Raw genomic sequence first — 15,693 nt, 5'->3', positions numbered from 1 at the left:
TTTATTGCCCGCAATTCCTTCCCATTTTCTCCCCTTTCGCTATGCTGATGGCTAAGACACGCGTCAGGAACTCTCTTATGTGGCTAATCGATCAACTTGTTGAGCAGCATATTCGCGAAGCTCAGGAAAAAGGCGAACTAAGTAATCTGCCCGGCGAAGGTGCACCGTTACAATTAGATAATGACACCGGAGTGCCAGCAGAGTTACGTACTGCATATCGGTTGTTAAAAAACTCCGGATACTTACCGCCCGAACTTGAAATGCGTCGGGAAGCATTAGCGCTAAATGATCTGCTTCATAAACTGGATCCTGACGATGTAAAGTCACGTGAGTTAACAAAACGTTTAGCGCTATTAGAAATAAAACTTCAACAGGCAGGAATAAGTACCGACTTCTTACACGGTGATTATAGTAAGGTGATCCATCATCATCTGCAGCGGGATAAATAGCATGTACCGAATTGGCCAACTAGCAAAAATGGCAGATGTCACGCCAGACACCATCCGCTTTTATGAAAAACAGCAGATGATGAATCATGAAGTACGCACCGAGGGCGGCTTTCGCCTTTACAGCGAAGATGATTTACAACGGCTTCGTTTTATTCGCTATGGTCGCCACCTCGGCTTCAGCTTAGCGTCGATTCGTGGTTTATTGTCAATACGCGTCGATCCGGAACATCATACTTGTCAGGAATCAAAAGCTATCGTGGCGAAGCGGTTGGATGAAGTGAACGGTATGATCGCCGAACTGCAGACCATTCAGCGTTCATTGCACCGTTTAGCCGAAACCTGCTGCGGAGACGTACATAGCAGCGCTAGCTGTTCAATTCTTGAAGCGCTGGAAAAAGGTGAAGAACCTCATGCCGAACTTTGTTGCAGCAGAGATTGAATTTTGCGCTAGAAGGAATATAGTTGCGCCGTTACTAACCGGAGGATCAGATGACTCGTTATCAGCACCAAAAAGGTAAAATCAACGACAATGCGCTCGAAGCACTATTACACGATCCACTTTTTCGACAGCGCGTTGAGAAGAATCAGAAAGGGAAAGGCAGCTATCAGCGTAAAGACAAACATGCAAAAGGACGTAACTGGGAGGCCAGTGATAAGCAGAGAAGTTTATCACTGGCCTTCTTCTTTAAAGACAAAAAAGCCGCCTTAATGGGCGGCTTTTCATCATAATTTATCGTGTTTTTGTTGTTTTAACAGGTCACGGATTTCAGTGAGCAGTAACTCTTCATTTGTTGGTTTTGGTGCTGCTTTTTCAACTTCTTTTTTCTGATATAACTTATTCATTACTTTAATTGCCAGGAAGATCGCAAAGGCAACAATAACGAAATCGAAAACGGTCTGAATAAAGTTACCGTACTCCATCACTACAGCAGGAATATCACCTTCTGCCGGCTTTAATATCCATTTGAACTGTTTAAAATCGACACCGCCGATCAACAAGCCGAGTGGTGGCATGATGATATTTGCGACCAGTGAAGAAACAATCTTACCAAAAGCGGCACCGATGATGACACCGACTGCCAGATCAACTACGTTCCCACGCATTGCAAAATCACGAAACTCTTTGAATAAACTCATTGTTATCTCCTTGCCTTGGCCAATGGCTAAAGTCTAACAAACCTTTGTGCAATTGCCATTAGAACAATGGATTAAGCAAAATTATCACGCGAACTAGTGCCCGCAGCTTTTACAGGAAGAATGGACTTGGTTGGAATAGACGCTCTACATCGGGCACAAACTTCTTATCCGTCAAGAACATAATCACATGGTCGCCTTGTTCCACCCGCACGCTATCATTAGCGATGATCACCTCATCACCGCGCACAACAGCACCGATAATGGTTCCCGGCGGCAACTTAATATCTTCAATTAAACGTCCGACCACGCGTGAGGTCGTTTCATCGCCGTGCGCGATGGCTTCAATAGCTTCTGCAATGCCACGACGCAGCGAGGAAACACCAACAATATCTGCTTTACGAACGTGGCTAAGCAGGGCCGAGATCGTGGCTTGTTGTGGCGAGATCGCAATGTCGATCACGCTGCCTTGTACAAGATCAACGTAGGCGCGGCGCTGGATCAGCACCATCACTTTTTTGGCGCCCATCTTCTTAGCCAACATTGCCGACATGATATTGGCCTCATCATCGTTAGTCACTGCAATGAAGAGATCCACCTGATCAACATGCTCTTCGGCCAGCAATTCCTGATCCGAAGCATCACCGTAAAATACAATAGTGTCGTGCAAACGCTCAGCTAATTCCGCCGCACGCTGTTGATTACGTTCAATCAACTTCACGCTGTATTGTTTTTCCAGACGCTGCGCCAAGCCAAAGCCGATATTTCCGCCGCCAACCAACATGATGCGCTTATAAGGTTTTTCCAGACGCTGCATTTCGCTCATTACCGCACGAATATGCTGACTAGCGGCAATAAAGAATACTTCGTCGCCGGCTTCCACAATCGTAGAACCCTGTGGCCGAATGGGTCGATCCTGACGAAAAATTGCGGCTACACGAGTATCAATGTGTGGCATATGTTCGCGCATGATCGACAGAGGATTACCGACCAAAGGGCCGCCATAATAGGCTTTGACCACTGCCAGGCTCACTTTACCCTCGGCAAAATTCACCACCTGAAGTGCACCAGGATATTGAATCAGACGATAGATATTGTCGATCACCAACTGCTCAGGAGAGATCAGATGATCAATCGGCACGGCCTCAGGCACAAATAGCTTATCAGCATCGCGTAAGTATTCAGCGGCGCGAATACGTGCGATGCGATTTGGCGTATTGAAAAGTGAATACGCAATCTGACAAGCCACCATGTTGGTTTCATCTGAGTTTGTCACCGCCACCAACATATCGGCATCTTCAGCTCCGGCTTCTCGCAAAATCCGCGGATGCGAACCGTGACCATGCACTACGCGCAGATCAAACTTGTCCTGTAATACGCGCAAACGCGTTGCATCGCTGTCGACGACCGTAATATCGTTGTTTTCCCCAACCAGATTTTCTGCCAGGGTTCCGCCGACCTGACCGGCGCCGAGGATAATGATTTTCATGGCTTAGATGCTCTTGTCAGAGTGCGCAGCACTATTTTTTCATCAGCTTAGCGTAGAAGAAACCATCGCCGCCATCGATGGTAGGGAAAACCTGCCAGCCATTGCTTTGGCCTTGCGGCAACGCTTCAGCTACAGCATCGCTGTGTGCGGCCAAAAAACTGCTGATTTGATTATGGTTCTCTTCCGGCAAAATGGAGCAGGTGGCATAAATCATGGTGCCGCCAGATTTGAGACGCGGCCAAACTGCTTCCAGAATTTCATGCTGTAAATTCGCCAGCTCTGGAATATCACGATCGCGCCGCAGCCATTTGATGTCGGGATGGCGACGAATAACGCCAGTGGCAGAGCAGGGTGCATCAAGCAAAATGCGATCAAATTGCATGTCACCACACCATTCTGCCGGTGTCCGACCATCCCCCTGACGCACTTCAGCCTGCATACCCAGCCGCTGGAGGTTTTCATGCACGCGGAGCAGACGTTGCTGATCAATATCGACGGCTAATACTTTGGACTGCGGGGCTATTTCGAGGATATGTGTGGTTTTACCACCCGGAGCAGCGCAGAGATCGAGAATAGATTCACCATTCTTCGGTTCAAGTAGCAGTGCGCAACGTTGCGCTGAGAGATCCTGCACTGTCACCCAACCTTGATCGAAACCTGGCAAATGGCTGACTGGAGCGGGGGAGTCCAAACGCAATGCATCGGGCGCGTCGGCAGGGAAGGCAATTTTGTCTTCTGCCTGCAATAACGTCAGCCAGGCATCACGACTATGATGCTGACGATTGACGCGCAGCCACATCGGCGGGCGCTGATTATTGGCTTCAACAATTTGCTTCCACTGATCTGGCCACGCTGCCTGCAGACGTTTGAGCAACCAGCCAGGATGCCAGTAGCGTTGCGTGCCTTGGTCAACTTCGGCTAATAGCACTTCTTGCTGACGCAGAAATTGGCGCAACACACCGTTTAATAGACCTTTTAAATTCGCCCGTTTAAGTACTTCAGCTCCCGCAACGGTTTCTGCCAATGCTGCATGCGCAGGCACGCGCGTATAAAGCAGCTGATAAAGGCCAACCATCAACAGATAATGCAACACTCGCTGCTTACCGGTTAACGTGCGCTCCATCAATTTGCCGATTAAGGCTTCCAGCTGCGGCAGCGTGCGCATCACGCCAAAACAGAGCTCTTGCAGCAGCGCGCCATCTTTGTCGGATAAGGTCTTTTGCGCGCCCGGCAAAATGGCACTTAACGATTCGCCCTTGTCCACAACGCGTTCAATGAGTTGCGCGGCCAGGCTGCGCAGGTTGGTAGCTTTTTTCATTTTATTTCATCAAACAAAAAGCCCGGTCAAACCGGGCTTGGAGGATCAGGCCAGAACGGTTCCAGCAACGAACCATTCGCGACGTGAATTGAGCAGATCCTGAGCGGACATGGCTTTTTTACCGGCAGGTTGCAGCGTTAACAGATTAAGCACACCATCAGCGGTCGCAATCTGAATACCTTGTTTATCAGCATGTAGTATTTCACCGGGTTGTTTATTCTGATGAGGCAAAATCGTTGCCTGCCAGACTTTTACCGGTTGCTCTTCTATCATGAAATAGCTCATTGGCCATGGATTGAAGGCGCGAATACAACGTTCCAATTGTGCTGCTGGAAGTGACCAATCAAGGCGTGCTTCTTCTTTGCTCAGTTTCTCGGCATAAGAGACCAGCGCTTCATCCTGAACTTCTGGTTTAGCGTTACCACTTGCTAACAGATCCAGCGTTAACAACATGCCTTGCGGACCGAGTTGCGCCAACTTTTCATACAGCGAAGCACTGGTGTCTTCTGCTGTAATTGGGCAAGACAGCTTATGCAGCATGTCACCGGTATCAAGGCCAACATCCATCTGCATGATGGTGACGCCAGTTTCGGTATCCCCGGCCCAGAGAGAGCGTTGAATAGGCGCAGCTCCGCGCCAGCGTGGCAGCAGCGAGCCATGCACATTAATACAACCCAAGCGCGGCATAACCAGCACGGCTTTCGGCAGGATCAAGCCATAAGCGACTACCACCATAATATCGGCCTGCAAATCGGCAACCAGATGCTGGTTCTCTTCAGGCTTCAGAGATTTTGGTTGAAACACGGGAATATCGTGCGCCTGCGCCAGGATTTTTACCGGGCTTGGCGTAAGTTTATTACCGCGTCCGGCAGGACGATCGGGCTGGGTAAAGACACCAACAACCTGATGCTCAGAAGCAAGCAACGCGTCTAAATGACGCGCTGCAAAGTCAGGTGTACCGGCAAAGATAATTTTGAGCGGTGCAGACACAGTTTAACCTTCTATTAGCACTTAATCTTCGCGTGCGTTTAGGCGGGCCAATTTTTCCAGTTTCTGTTTGATGCGCTGACGTTTCAGAGGCGACAGATAATCTATGAAAAGTTTGCCATCAAGATGATCGATTTCGTGCTGGATACAAATCGCCAGCAAACCATCGGTTTCCAGCTCAAAGCTTTTGCCGTCGCGATCCTGCGCACGCACTTTGACCCATTCAGCGCGCGGCACAAAAGCACGTTGCTCAGGAATGGAAAGACATCCTTCTTCAATTCCGGTTTCACCGCTTTTCTCCAGCAGTTCCGGATTGATCAATACCAAACGCTCGTCACGATTTTCAGAAACATCAATAACAATGATGCGCTGATGAATGTCGACCTGAGTCGCCGCTAAGCCAATACCTTCTTCGGCGTACATGGTTTCGAACATGTCGTCGACAATACGCTGAACGTCTGCGTTTACGGTTGCCACCGGCGCAGCGATTTTGCGAAGGCGATCATCAGGGAAATGTAATACCTGCAAAACTGACATAAATATCCAGATCTGTATGCGTTAAAGAAAAGATTACTGCCTCATATTGTAGACTTTTTGATGCCTGATTGACAGCATTGCGCCGCATCATAGCGCGGCTGACAGGGAGTGTGGCATGGAAAGAATTGAATGGATGCTCAGGCTGGCAAATGTGAAGGGCTTAAGCCGCCGGCATGCCAAAAATTTGGCTGTGACGCTGCAAGATAATGCGCATGTTGATAATGAGCTTTTGTTGGATCAGGGATTAAACGAAACACAGCGACAACAGTTCAATGTGCTATGCCCGCGCCAGTTAGAACGAACGTATGTGTGGCTGGAGCATGAACAGCATCATTTAGTGGCCTGCATCGATGAATATTATCCTTCGGCGTTAGCGGAAATCAGTCGACGTCCATCACTGCTGTATGTTGCCGGCAGTTTGGACGTCTTGCAGACACCACAGCTCGGTGTGGTGGGGAGTCGCCTTTGCACGCATTATGGTCAGCAATGGGGAAGTTGGTTTACGCAGCAATTGGCGCTGAGTGGATTGACTATCACCAGCGGTCTGGCTCGTGGAATTGACGGCGTGGCGCATCGAGCCGCGTTAGAAGTGCAGGGCAAGACCGTGGCAGTGTTAGGCAGCGGCCTGCAGCATATCTACCCTAAAAGTCATCAAGCACTGGCGCGCGAGATTGTTATTGGTGGTGGCGCGCTGATCTCGGAATTTCCCCTTGATATGGCACCGCATGCGGTTAACTTTCCACGACGTAATCGCATTATCAGTGGTTTAAGCTTGGGTGTGTTGGTGATTGAAGCCTCGTTGAAAAGCGGTTCGCTAGTTACAGCACGCTATGCTTTGGAACAAAATCGTAACGTTTATGCGTTACCCGGTGCGCTAGGCAATCCAGGCAGTGAAGGGACGCACTGGCTCATCCAGCAAGGTGCGCTGCTGGTGGCGCATCCCAACAATATTCTTGAGGATTTACATTCGACGCTGCAATGGTTGCCTGATAGCACTTCAGAAACAATATATTCACAAGACAGTGACGATGTTCCATTGCCATTTGCAACTGTGTTGGCTAACGTAGGTGATGAGGTTACACCTGTTGACGTCGTCGCTGAACGTGCCGGCCAACCTGTGCCAGTTATCGCAGCTCACCTGCTGGAGCTGGAGTTAGCAGGATGGATCGCAGCTGTACCCGGCGGCTATGTCCGATTGAGGAGGGCATGCCATGTTCGACGTACTTATGTACTTGTTTGAGACGTATATCCACAACGAAGCTGAAATGCGCGTTGATCAGGATAAATTGACCGATGATTTAACCGATGCCGGTTTTCATCGTGAAGATATCTACAATGCGTTGAATTGGCTTGAGCGGTTAGCGGATTATCAGGAAGGCTTAGTTGCGCCTGTACTCATGGCAAATGATCCGCTCTCAATGCGCATCTATACCGAAGAGGAAAACCAGCGCTTAGATGCAGAATGTCGCGGTTTTATTTTGTTCCTGGAACAGGTCCAGGTGCTGAATATGGAAACGCGCGAGATGGTCATCGAACGTGTAATGGCCCTTGATACCCTCGAATTCGATCTTGAAGATCTCAAATGGGTGGTGTTGATGGTGCTGTTTAACATTCCAGGATGTGAAAACGCCTATCAACAAATGGAAGAACTGTTATTCGACGTCAATGAAGGTATGCTGCATTAATAATCTGCGATTGATGCAACCGGTAATATGAGTAAATCAGCACTATTCTCCGTGCCTAAACACGATCCCTGCCCCGCTTGCGGGGCAGAATTAGTTATACGCTCCGGTAAACACGGCCCCTTTCTGGGGTGCGTTAATTATCCTACCTGCGACTACATCCGCCCGCTGAAAAGTCAGGGAGACGGTCATGTCGTTAAAGTACTGGAAGGCCACGCGTGCCCGCAGTGTGGCGCAGACAAAGTTCTTCGCCAGGGACGATTTGGCATGTTCGTGGGTTGCAGTCATTATCCGGAATGTAATTACACCGAAACCATCGACAAGCCGGATGAAACGGCTATTGCCTGTCCGCAGTGTCAGAGCGGTAAACTGGTTCAACGGCGCTCGCGCTATGGCAAAACCTTCTATTCCTGCGATCGCTATCCAGATTGCCAGTTTGCACTTAACTCAGCACCGGTTGAAGGCGTTTGCCCGCATTGTCAGTTCCCATTATTAATTGAGAAAAAAACCGCACAGGGCATAAAGCGCTTTTGTGCCAGCAAACGTTGCGGTAAGCCCATCGTCCAGGACGAATCATCATCATGAAGCCAAGTCAGTATTCAGCAGGCAGTCTCGATTTTTGCATCGAGCAGCTACAACAACAGGCAGTTATCGCCTATCCAACCGAAGCCGTGTTTGGATTAGGCTGCGATCCCGATAGTGAAAGTGCCGTAATGGCGCTTCTGGCACTTAAGCAGCGTCCAGTCGAGAAGGGACTTATTTTGATTGCGGGTGATTACGCGCAACTTGAACCTTATATTGCTGATCGTGAACTCTCGGTATTGCAGCGCGAGCGTATGTTTGCGAGCTGGCCAGGCCCGGTAACCTATGTGGTGCCCGCTTCGCCACACACGCCGCGCTGGTTAACAGGTCGTTTTGACTCACTGGCAATTCGCGTTAGCGATCATCCTGATGTTCAGGCTTTATGCCGTAGTTTTGGTAAACCTTTGGTTTCGACCAGTGCCAACCTCTCTGGTGAGCCACCTTGTCGTAATGCCGAAGAGGTTGCGCAGCAATTTGGTTCAGATTTCCCGGTTTTGCATGCTGAAACGGGTGGGCGCCTGAATCCTTCTGAAATCCGCGATGTCATTAGCGGTGAACTTATTCGTCAGGGCTAATTTATGAAAAGTTTTGCCGTTTTTGGACATCCCATTGCGCATAGCAAATCTCCTTTCATTCATAGCCGGTTTGCTGAGCAAACCGGTATTGATCATCAATATGGAATGGAGTGCGCGCCACTTGATGGTTTTTCTCAGTCGATCGCTGACTTCTTTGCTAACGGCGGAAAAGGTGCCAACGTCACGCTACCTTTCAAACAGCAGGCGTGGGAGTTTGCGGATGAGCTTAGCGAGCGCGCCGCATTATCTGGAGCGGTTAACACATTAAAGAAAGATGCACAGGGCAAGATCTTCGGTGATAACACGGATGGCATCGGTTTGCTCAGCGATCTAGAACGTCTGGAGATGATCCATCCAGGCGATCGAATTCTGCTGGTGGGTGCCGGTGGTGCTGCGCGTGGCGTAATCCTACCGCTGCTTTCATTTGGATGTTCGCTGGTGGTGGTGAATCGCACCGTGGTGCGCGCCGAGCAGCTGGCAGAGATTTTCCAACTTAGCGGTGAAATTAAAGCGTCCAGTTTCGAGCAACTAGCGGGTCAGGAATTTGATCTGATCATTAATGCGACCTCAAGCGGTGTCGATGGCGAAGTTCCGGCATTAGCCGCATCACTTGTTCGCCCGCAGACGCGTTGCTACGACATGTTTTATCAACAAGGTTTGACGCCATTTTTACTGTGGTGCCAGCAACAGGGTGCGCAGCAGCTTGCTGATGGTGTTGGCATGCTAGTTGGTCAAGCGGCTCACGCTTTCCATTTATGGCATGGCGTGATGCCAGAGATCACGCCAGTGATAACCAAACTGAAGCAGGCAATGCATCAGTAATAAGCTTGACGATCAGGGATGAGTTTGGCTTTCCTGATCGAGATATTCATTCTTCCAGGCCACATAGTTGTTAGATGAATAAAGTAGTCCGGCGATTTCAGCTTCATTGAGCGGGCGTACCTGCTTAACTGGACTGCCCAGATAGAGGTAGCCACTTTCCAGGCGTTTACCTGGTGGCACTAAGCTGCCCGCACCAATCATCACATCGTCTTCGACAATTACACCATCCAGTAGAATCGATCCCATACCAACCAGTACGCGATTGCCGATAGTACAGCCGTGCAGCATTGCTTTATGCCCCACCGTGACATCCTCACCAACAATCAGCGGATAACCTTGCGGGTTGCTGCTGGACTTGTGAGTCACGTGCAGTACGCTGCCGTCCTGAATATTGCTTCTTTTGCCAATCACGACTTTATTTACGTCACCGCGAATCGCAACCAGCGGCCAGATGCTTACGTCATCGGCAAGTTGTACTTCGCCCACCACCACACTGCTGTTATCGATCATCACGCGATCGCCTAGTTGTGGAAAATGGCTCTTATAAGGTCGTAGGGCTGTAGACATGATCTTCTCCTTTTACGTTTTTACCCAAGCCTGCGGTTTAAAAGGCGGATAAACAAGATGATTTTTGAGCAGATCGCTCGCGATCGCAGCGAAAAGAATGAAAACTCGCCAGTCGATTAAAAAGATCGAAAAAAGGGGTTGTGCAAAAAACTCGGATCCCTATAATGCGCCACCACTGAGACGGCAAAGCGGCAACGCAGACGGCTCAGCAGGGAGTGAAGAAATTCACCCCGCCGGATGAAAACGCTGAAAAAAGTGTTTGACTCTGAAGGAGGAAAGCGTAGTATACGCCACCTCGCGACAGACGGTTAACCCGCTGCTCGCAACGCTCTTTAACAATTTATCAGACAATCTGTGTGGGCACTCGCAGGATTGATATCAGCGTCTCCGGACGCAAAAAAATATCAAGTCTCACGAGTGAACACATAATGAAATTCATTATGACGTTTTACAGATGAGCATCGCTTAACTTGTTTAAGCAAATCAAACTTAAATTGAAGAGTTTGATCATGGCTCAGATTGAACGCTGGCGGCAGGCCTAACACATGCAAGTCGAACGGTAGCACAGAGGAGCTTGCTCCTTGGGTGACGAGTGGCGGACGGGTGAGTAATGTCTGGGAAACTGCCCGATGGAGGGGGATAACTACTGGAAACGGTAGCTAATACCGCATAACGTCGCAAGACCAAAGTGGGGGACCTTCGGGCCTCACACCATCGGATGTGCCCAGATGGGATTAGCTAGTAGGTGGGGTAATGGCTCACCTAGGCGACGATCCCTAGCTGGTCTGAGAGGATGACCAGCCACACTGGAACTGAGACACGGTCCAGACTCCTACGGGAGGCAGCAGTGGGGAATATTGCACAATGGGCGCAAGCCTGATGCAGCCATGCCGCGTGTATGAAGAAGGCCTTCGGGTTGTAAAGTACTTTCAGCGGGGAGGAAGGCGGTGAGGTTAATAACCTTACCGATTGACGTTACCCGCAGAAGAAGCACCGGCTAACTCCGTGCCAGCAGCCGCGGTAATACGGAGGGTGCAAGCGTTAATCGGAATTACTGGGCGTAAAGCGCACGCAGGCGGTCTGTCAAGTCGGATGTGAAATCCCCGGGCTTAACCTGGGAACTGCATTCGAAACTGGCAGGCTAGAGTCTTGTAGAGGGGGGTAGAATTCCAGGTGTAGCGGTGAAATGCGTAGAGATCTGGAGGAATACCGGTGGCGAAGGCGGCCCCCTGGACAAAGACTGACGCTCAGGTGCGAAAGCGTGGGGAGCAAACAGGATTAGATACCCTGGTAGTCCACGCCGTAAACGATGTCGACTTGGAGGTTGTTCCCTTGAGGAGTGGCTTCCGGAGCTAACGCGTTAAGTCGACCGCCTGGGGAGTACGGCCGCAAGGTTAAAACTCAAATGAATTGACGGGGGCCCGCACAAGCGGTGGAGCATGTGGTTTAATTCGATGCAACGCGAAGAACCTTACCTACTCTTGACATCCAGAGAACTTAGCAGAGATGCTTTGGTGCCTTCGGGAACTCTGAGACAGGTGCTGCATGGCTGTCGTCAGCTCGTGTTGTGAAATGTTGGGTTAAGTCCCGCAACGAGCGCAACCCTTATCCTTTGTTGCCAGCGGGTTATGCCGGGAACTCAAAGGAGACTGCCAGTGATAAACTGGAGGAAGGTGGGGATGACGTCAAGTCATCATGGCCCTTACGAGTAGGGCTACACACGTGCTACAATGGCGCATACAAAGAGAAGCGACCTCGCGAGAGCAAGCGGACCTCATAAAGTGCGTCGTAGTCCGGATCGGAGTCTGCAACTCGACTCCGTGAAGTCGGAATCGCTAGTAATCGTAGATCAGAATGCTACGGTGAATACGTTCCCGGGCCTTGTACACACCGCCCGTCACACCATGGGAGTGGGTTGCAAAAGAAGTAGGTAGCTTAACCTTCGGGAGGGCGCTTACCACTTTGTGATTCATGACTGGGGTGAAGTCGTAACAAGGTAACCGTAGGGGAACCTGCGGTTGGATCACCTCCTTACCTGAAGATACCTTCCCGCGTAGTGCTCACACAGATTGTCTGATAGAAAGTAACGAGCAGAAAAAACCTCTACAGGCTTGTAGCTCAGGTGGTTAGAGCGCACCCCTGATAAGGGTGAGGTCGGTGGTTCAAGTCCACTCAGGCCTACCAAATTTCTTCTCATGCTGCGTTAAAGCGCCGCTCGTATAGTGAACTATACGTCGCGACACTTTGCCTTGCCTGAAAAGAAATGACCGTTTGTAAAAACGGGACTCCTGGTGAGTGGTAGTAGTGGTCTCTGCAGTAACTGTATGGGGCTATAGCTCAGCTGGGAGAGCGCCTGCCTTGCACGCAGGAGGTCAGCGGTTCGATCCCGCTTAGCTCCACCATTACAGTGACTCAAAACAATACTTCAGAGCGTGCCGGCAACGGCGTGCTGCGAAGTATTATGCTCTTTAACAATCCGGAACAAGCTGAAAATTGAAACGACATGTTGGTTCATTTCTCCGTAATAGGAAATGAATAACGACATGTTCGAGTCTCTCAAATGCTTGCAGTCCCAAGCGTTGCAAAACGCCTGTGGGTTGTGAGGTTAAGCGACTAAGCGTACACGGTGGATGCCCTGGCAGTCAGAGGCGATGAAGGACGTGCTAATCTGCGTAAAGCGTCGGTAAGGTGATATGAACCGCTACAGCCGACGATGTCCGAATGGGGAAACCCGGTGCACTCAGTGCATCATCGCAACATGAATACATAGTGTTGCGAGGCGAACCTGGGGAACTGAAACATCTAAGTACCCAGAGGAAAAGAAATCAACCGAGATTCCCCCAGTAGCGGCGAGCGAACGGGGAACAGCCCAGAACCTGAATCAGTTTGTGCGTTAGTGGAAGCGTCTGGAAAGTCGCGCGATACCGGGTGACAGCCCCGTACACGAAAGTGCACATTCTGTGAGTTCGAAGAGTAGGGCGGGACACGTGGTATCCTGTCTGAATATGGGGGGACCATCCTCCAAGGCTAAATACTCCTGACTGACCGATAGTGAACCAGTACCGTGAGGGAAAGGCGAAAAGAACCCCGGCGAGGGGAGTGAAACAGAACCTGAAACCGTGTACGTACAAGCAGTGGGAGCCTTCATTTATGGGGGTGACTGCGTACCTTTTGTATAATGGGTCAGCGACTTATATTCTGTAGCAAGGTTAACCGTATAGGGGAGCCGCAGGGAAACCGAGTCTTAACTGGGCGTTAAGTTGCAGGGTATAGACCCGAAACCCGGTGATCTAGCCATGGGCAGGTTGAAGGTTGGGTAACACTAACTGGAGGACCGAACCGACTAATGTTGAAAAATTAGCGGATGACTTGTGGCTGGGGGTGAAAGGCCAATCAAACCGGGAGATAGCTGGTTCTCCCCGAAAGCTATTTAGGTAGCGCCTCGTGAACTCATCTTCGGGGGTAGAGCACTGTTTCGGCTAGGGGGCCATCCCGGCTTACCAACCCGATGCAAACTGCGAATACCGAAGAATGTTATCACGGGAGACACACGGCGGGTGCTAACGTCCGTCGTGAAGAGGGAAACAACCCAGACCGCCAGCTAAGGTCCCAAAGTCATGGTTAAGTGGGAAACGATGTGGGAAGGCACAGACAGCCAGGATGTTGGCTTAGAAGCAGCCATCATTTAAAGAAAGCGTAATAGCTCACTGGTCGAGTCGGCCTGCGCGGAAGATGTAACGGGGCTAAACCATGCACCGAAGCTGCGGCAGCGACACTATGTGTTGTTGGGTAGGGGAGCGTTCTGTAAGCCGTTGAAGGTGGCCTGTGAGGGCTGCTGGAGGTATCAGAAGTGCGAATGCTGACATAAGTAACGATAAAGCGGGTGAAAAGCCCGCTCGCCGGAAGACCAAGGGTTCCTGTTCAACGTTAATCGGAGCAGGGTGAGTCGACCCCTAAGGCGAGGCTGAAAAGCGTAGTCGATGGGAAGCAGGTTAATATTCCTGCACTTGGTGTTACTGCGAAGGGGGGACGGAGAAGGCTAGGTTATCCGGGCGACGGTTGTCCCGGTTTAAGCGTGTAGGCTGACATCTTTGGTAAATCCGGGGTGTCTTAAGGCTGAGGCGTGACGACGAGCCACCACGGTGGTGAAGTAACTGATGCCCTGCTTCCAGGAAAAGCCTCTAAGCTCCAGGTAACACGAAATCGTACCCCAAACCGACACAGGTGGTCAGGTAGAGAATACCAAGGCGCTTGAGAGAACTCGGGTGAAGGAACTAGGCAAAATGGTGCCGTAACTTCGGGAGAAGGCACGCTGGCGCGTAGGTAGAGGGACTTGCTCCCCGAGCCGAAGCCAGTCGAAGATACCAGCTGGCTGCAACTGTTTATTAAAAACACAGCACTGTGCAAACACGAAAGTGGACGTATACGGTGTGACGCCTGCCCGGTGCCGGAAGGTTAATTGATGGGGTTATCCGCAAGGAGAAGCTCTTGATCGAAGCCCCGGTAAACGGCGGCCGTAACTATAACGGTCCTAAGGTAGCGAAATTCCTTGTCGGGTAAGTTCCGACCTGCACGAATGGCGTAATGATGGCCAGGCTGTCTCCACCCGAGACTCAGTGAAATTGAAATCGCTGTGAAGATGCAGTGTACCCGCGGCAAGACGGAAAGACCCCGTGAACCTTTACTATAGCTTGACACTGAACATTGAGCCTTGATGTGTAGGATAGGTGGGAGGCTTTGAAGCGTGGACGCCAGTCTGCGTGGAGCCAACCTTGAAATACCACCCTTTAATGTTTGATGTTCTAACGTAGGCCCGTTACCCGGGCTGCGGACAGTGTCTGGTGGGTAGTTTGACTGGGGCGGTCTCCTCCCAAAGAGTAACGGAGGAGCACGAAGGTTGGCTAATCCTGGTCGGACATCAGGAGGTTAGTGCAATGGCATAAGCCAGCTTGACTGCGAGAGTGACGGCTCGAGCAGGTGCGAAAGCAGGTCATAGTGATCCGGTGGTTCTGAATGGAAGGGCCATCGCTCAACGGATAAAAGGTACTCCGGGGATAACAGGCTGATACCGCCCAAGAGTTCATATCGACGGCGGTGTTTGGCACCTCGATGTCGGCTCATCACATCCTGGGGCTGAAGTAGGTCCCAAGGGTACGGCTGTTCGCCGTTTAAAGTGGTACGCGAGCTGGGTTTAGAACGTCGTGAGACAGTTCGGTCCCTATCTGCCGTGGGCGCTGGAGAATTGAGGGGGGTTGCTCCTAGTACGAGAGGACCGGAGTGAACGCACCACTGGTGTTCGGGTTGTCATGCCAATGGCATTGCCCGGTAGCTAAGTGCGGAAAAGATAAGTGCTGAAAGCATCTAAGCACGAAACTTGCCCCGAGATGAGTTCTCCCTGACTCCTTGAGGGTCCTGAAGGGACGTTGAAGACTACGACGTTGATAGGCCGGATGTGTAAGCGCAGCGATGCGTTGAGCTAACCGGTACTAATGACCCGTGAGGCTTAACCTTACAACGCCAGAGGCGTTTTGGTCTGAGAGACCTGAAATTT

The 15,693-nt window shown here is 50.7% G+C and carries 14 protein-coding genes, 2 tRNA genes and 2 rRNA genes; 12 read left to right on the top strand and 6 right to left on the bottom strand.

The window, feature by feature from the left end; all coding sequences use genetic code 11:
- The first annotated feature begins 77 nt into the window (after window positions 1-77).
- Genes ACRQ84_RS13425 through ACRQ84_RS13415 form a run of 3 tightly spaced genes read left to right on the top strand, consistent with a single transcriptional unit; the run spans window position 78 to window position 1,178 of the window.
- Window positions 78-449, top strand: coding sequence for a DnaJ family domain-containing protein (locus ACRQ84_RS13425; RefSeq protein WP_483816332.1), 372 nt, complete (start codon window positions 78-80; stop codon window positions 447-449).
- Between the two features lies 1 nt (window position 450).
- On the top strand, window positions 451-888 hold the full coding sequence (gene zntR / locus ACRQ84_RS13420) for a Zn(2+)-responsive transcriptional regulator (protein ID WP_483816331.1): 438 nt from the start codon (window positions 451-453) through the stop codon (window positions 886-888).
- A 50-nt stretch (window positions 889-938) separates the two neighbouring features.
- Window positions 939-1,178 (top strand): alternative ribosome-rescue factor A, encoded by a 240-nt coding sequence (locus ACRQ84_RS13415; RefSeq protein WP_483816330.1) that lies wholly within the window; start codon window positions 939-941, stop codon window positions 1,176-1,178.
- On the opposite strand, the gene mscL is transcribed toward ACRQ84_RS13415, so the two are convergent.
- The 5 genes from mscL to def form a co-directional block, all read right to left on the bottom strand.
- Window positions 1,173-1,586: a large-conductance mechanosensitive channel protein MscL gene (gene mscL, locus ACRQ84_RS13410; RefSeq protein WP_483816329.1), complete on the bottom strand. Its 414-nt coding sequence runs from the start codon at window positions 1,584-1,586 to the stop codon at window positions 1,173-1,175. The genes ACRQ84_RS13415 and mscL overlap by 6 nt on opposite strands.
- 109 nt (window positions 1,587-1,695) lie before the next feature.
- Window positions 1,696-3,072 carry a Trk system potassium transporter TrkA gene (gene trkA, locus ACRQ84_RS13405; protein WP_064741582.1) on the bottom strand — a complete coding sequence of 459 codons (1,377 nt, stop codon included), beginning with the start codon at window positions 3,070-3,072 and terminating at the stop codon, window positions 1,696-1,698.
- Window positions 3,073-3,103: 31 nt separating this feature from the next.
- Complete coding sequence (rsmB, locus tag ACRQ84_RS13400) at window positions 3,104-4,390, bottom strand: 16S rRNA (cytosine(967)-C(5))-methyltransferase RsmB (protein WP_483816328.1); 1,287 nt, start codon at window positions 4,388-4,390, stop codon at window positions 3,104-3,106.
- A gap of 45 nt (window positions 4,391-4,435) precedes the next feature.
- A complete protein-coding gene (fmt, locus tag ACRQ84_RS13395; protein ID WP_483816327.1) occupies window positions 4,436-5,380 on the bottom strand; it encodes a methionyl-tRNA formyltransferase in 945 nt (314 codons plus the stop codon).
- Window positions 5,381-5,401: 21 nt separating this feature from the next.
- A complete protein-coding gene (def, locus tag ACRQ84_RS13390) occupies window positions 5,402-5,914 on the bottom strand; it encodes a peptide deformylase (RefSeq protein ID WP_008104717.1) in 513 nt (170 codons plus the stop codon).
- Window positions 5,915-6,029: 115 nt separating this feature from the next.
- Between def and dprA the strand changes: the two genes are divergently transcribed.
- From dprA to aroE, 5 genes are read left to right on the top strand one after another with little or no spacing between them, the layout of a single operon-like run.
- Window positions 6,030-7,154, top strand: coding sequence for a DNA-protecting protein DprA (gene dprA / locus ACRQ84_RS13385; RefSeq protein ID WP_483816326.1), 1,125 nt, complete (start codon window positions 6,030-6,032; stop codon window positions 7,152-7,154).
- A complete protein-coding gene (gene smg / locus ACRQ84_RS13380) occupies window positions 7,126-7,599 on the top strand; it encodes a DUF494 family protein Smg (RefSeq protein WP_007891699.1) in 474 nt (157 codons plus the stop codon). The genes dprA and smg overlap by 29 nt, the downstream gene beginning before the upstream one ends.
- Before the next feature lie 27 nt (window positions 7,600-7,626).
- Entirely contained in the window at window positions 7,627-8,181 is a 555-nt protein-coding gene (locus ACRQ84_RS13375) for a DNA topoisomerase family protein (RefSeq protein ID WP_064741577.1), read from the top strand.
- Entirely contained in the window at window positions 8,178-8,753 is a 576-nt protein-coding gene (gene tsaC / locus ACRQ84_RS13370; protein WP_483816325.1) for an L-threonylcarbamoyladenylate synthase type 1 TsaC, read from the top strand. The genes ACRQ84_RS13375 and tsaC overlap by 4 nt, the downstream gene beginning before the upstream one ends.
- Before the next feature lie 3 nt (window positions 8,754-8,756).
- The gene (gene aroE / locus ACRQ84_RS13365; protein ID WP_483816324.1) at window positions 8,757-9,575 is read left to right on the top strand and encodes a shikimate dehydrogenase; all 819 of its coding nucleotides are present in this window, start codon (window positions 8,757-8,759) and stop codon (window positions 9,573-9,575) included.
- Window positions 9,576-9,587: 12 nt separating this feature from the next.
- Here aroE and ACRQ84_RS13360 read toward each other — a convergent pair whose 3' ends face one another.
- Window positions 9,588-10,142, bottom strand: a complete 555-nt coding sequence (locus tag ACRQ84_RS13360; protein ID WP_064741574.1) for a gamma carbonic anhydrase family protein — start codon at window positions 10,140-10,142, stop codon at window positions 9,588-9,590.
- Window positions 10,143-10,633: 491 nt separating this feature from the next.
- Here ACRQ84_RS13360 and ACRQ84_RS13355 point away from each other — a divergent pair.
- The 4 genes from ACRQ84_RS13355 (at window position 10,634) to ACRQ84_RS13340 (ending at window position 15,653) form a co-directional block, all read left to right on the top strand.
- Window positions 10,634-12,176 (top strand): 16S ribosomal RNA (locus tag ACRQ84_RS13355).
- Window positions 12,177-12,249: 73 nt separating this feature from the next.
- Window positions 12,250-12,326, top strand: a tRNA-Ile gene (locus ACRQ84_RS13350).
- 142 nt (window positions 12,327-12,468) lie between these two features.
- Window positions 12,469-12,544, top strand: a tRNA-Ala gene (locus ACRQ84_RS13345).
- Window positions 12,545-12,745: 201 nt separating this feature from the next.
- Window positions 12,746-15,653 (top strand): 23S ribosomal RNA (locus tag ACRQ84_RS13340).
- Together the 16S and 23S rRNA genes with 2 tRNA genes alongside form the textbook arrangement of a ribosomal RNA operon.
- The last annotated feature ends 40 nt before the right edge of the window (window positions 15,654-15,693 follow it).

This window comes from Pantoea sp. E2023-21 (assembly GCF_051302795.1).
Lineage (GTDB): Bacteria > Pseudomonadota > Gammaproteobacteria > Enterobacterales > Enterobacteriaceae > Pantoea > Pantoea ludwigii_A.
The sequence above is the reverse complement of the archived record's forward strand: the minus strand, read 5'-3'. Positions and strand labels throughout refer to the sequence as shown.

Bases quoted from the DNA above. Each gene is read 5' to 3' on its own strand.
- aroE (WP_483816324.1), top strand. From the start codon at position 8,757: ATGAAAAGTTTTGCCGTTTTTGGACATCCCATTGCGCATAGCAAATCT.
- ACRQ84_RS13415 (WP_483816330.1), top strand. From the start codon at position 939: ATGACTCGTTATCAGCACCAAAAAGGTAAAATCAACGACAATGCGCTC.
- ACRQ84_RS13375 (WP_064741577.1), top strand. From the start codon at position 7,627: ATGAGTAAATCAGCACTATTCTCCGTGCCTAAACACGATCCCTGCCCC.
- dprA (WP_483816326.1), top strand. From the start codon at position 6,030: ATGGAAAGAATTGAATGGATGCTCAGGCTGGCAAATGTGAAGGGCTTA.
- ACRQ84_RS13425 (WP_483816332.1), top strand. From the start codon at position 78: ATGTGGCTAATCGATCAACTTGTTGAGCAGCATATTCGCGAAGCTCAG.
- zntR (WP_483816331.1), top strand. From the start codon at position 451: ATGTACCGAATTGGCCAACTAGCAAAAATGGCAGATGTCACGCCAGAC.
- tsaC (WP_483816325.1), top strand. From the start codon at position 8,178: ATGAAGCCAAGTCAGTATTCAGCAGGCAGTCTCGATTTTTGCATCGAG.
- def (WP_008104717.1), bottom strand. From the start codon at position 5,914: ATGTCAGTTTTGCAGGTATTACATTTCCCTGATGATCGCCTTCGCAAA.
- ACRQ84_RS13360 (WP_064741574.1), bottom strand. From the start codon at position 10,142: ATGTCTACAGCCCTACGACCTTATAAGAGCCATTTTCCACAACTAGGC.
- trkA (WP_064741582.1), bottom strand. From the start codon at position 3,072: ATGAAAATCATTATCCTCGGCGCCGGTCAGGTCGGCGGAACCCTGGCA.
- mscL (WP_483816329.1), bottom strand. From the start codon at position 1,586: ATGAGTTTATTCAAAGAGTTTCGTGATTTTGCAATGCGTGGGAACGTA.
- rsmB (WP_483816328.1), bottom strand. From the start codon at position 4,390: ATGAAAAAAGCTACCAACCTGCGCAGCCTGGCCGCGCAACTCATTGAA.
- smg (WP_007891699.1), top strand. From the start codon at position 7,126: ATGTTCGACGTACTTATGTACTTGTTTGAGACGTATATCCACAACGAA.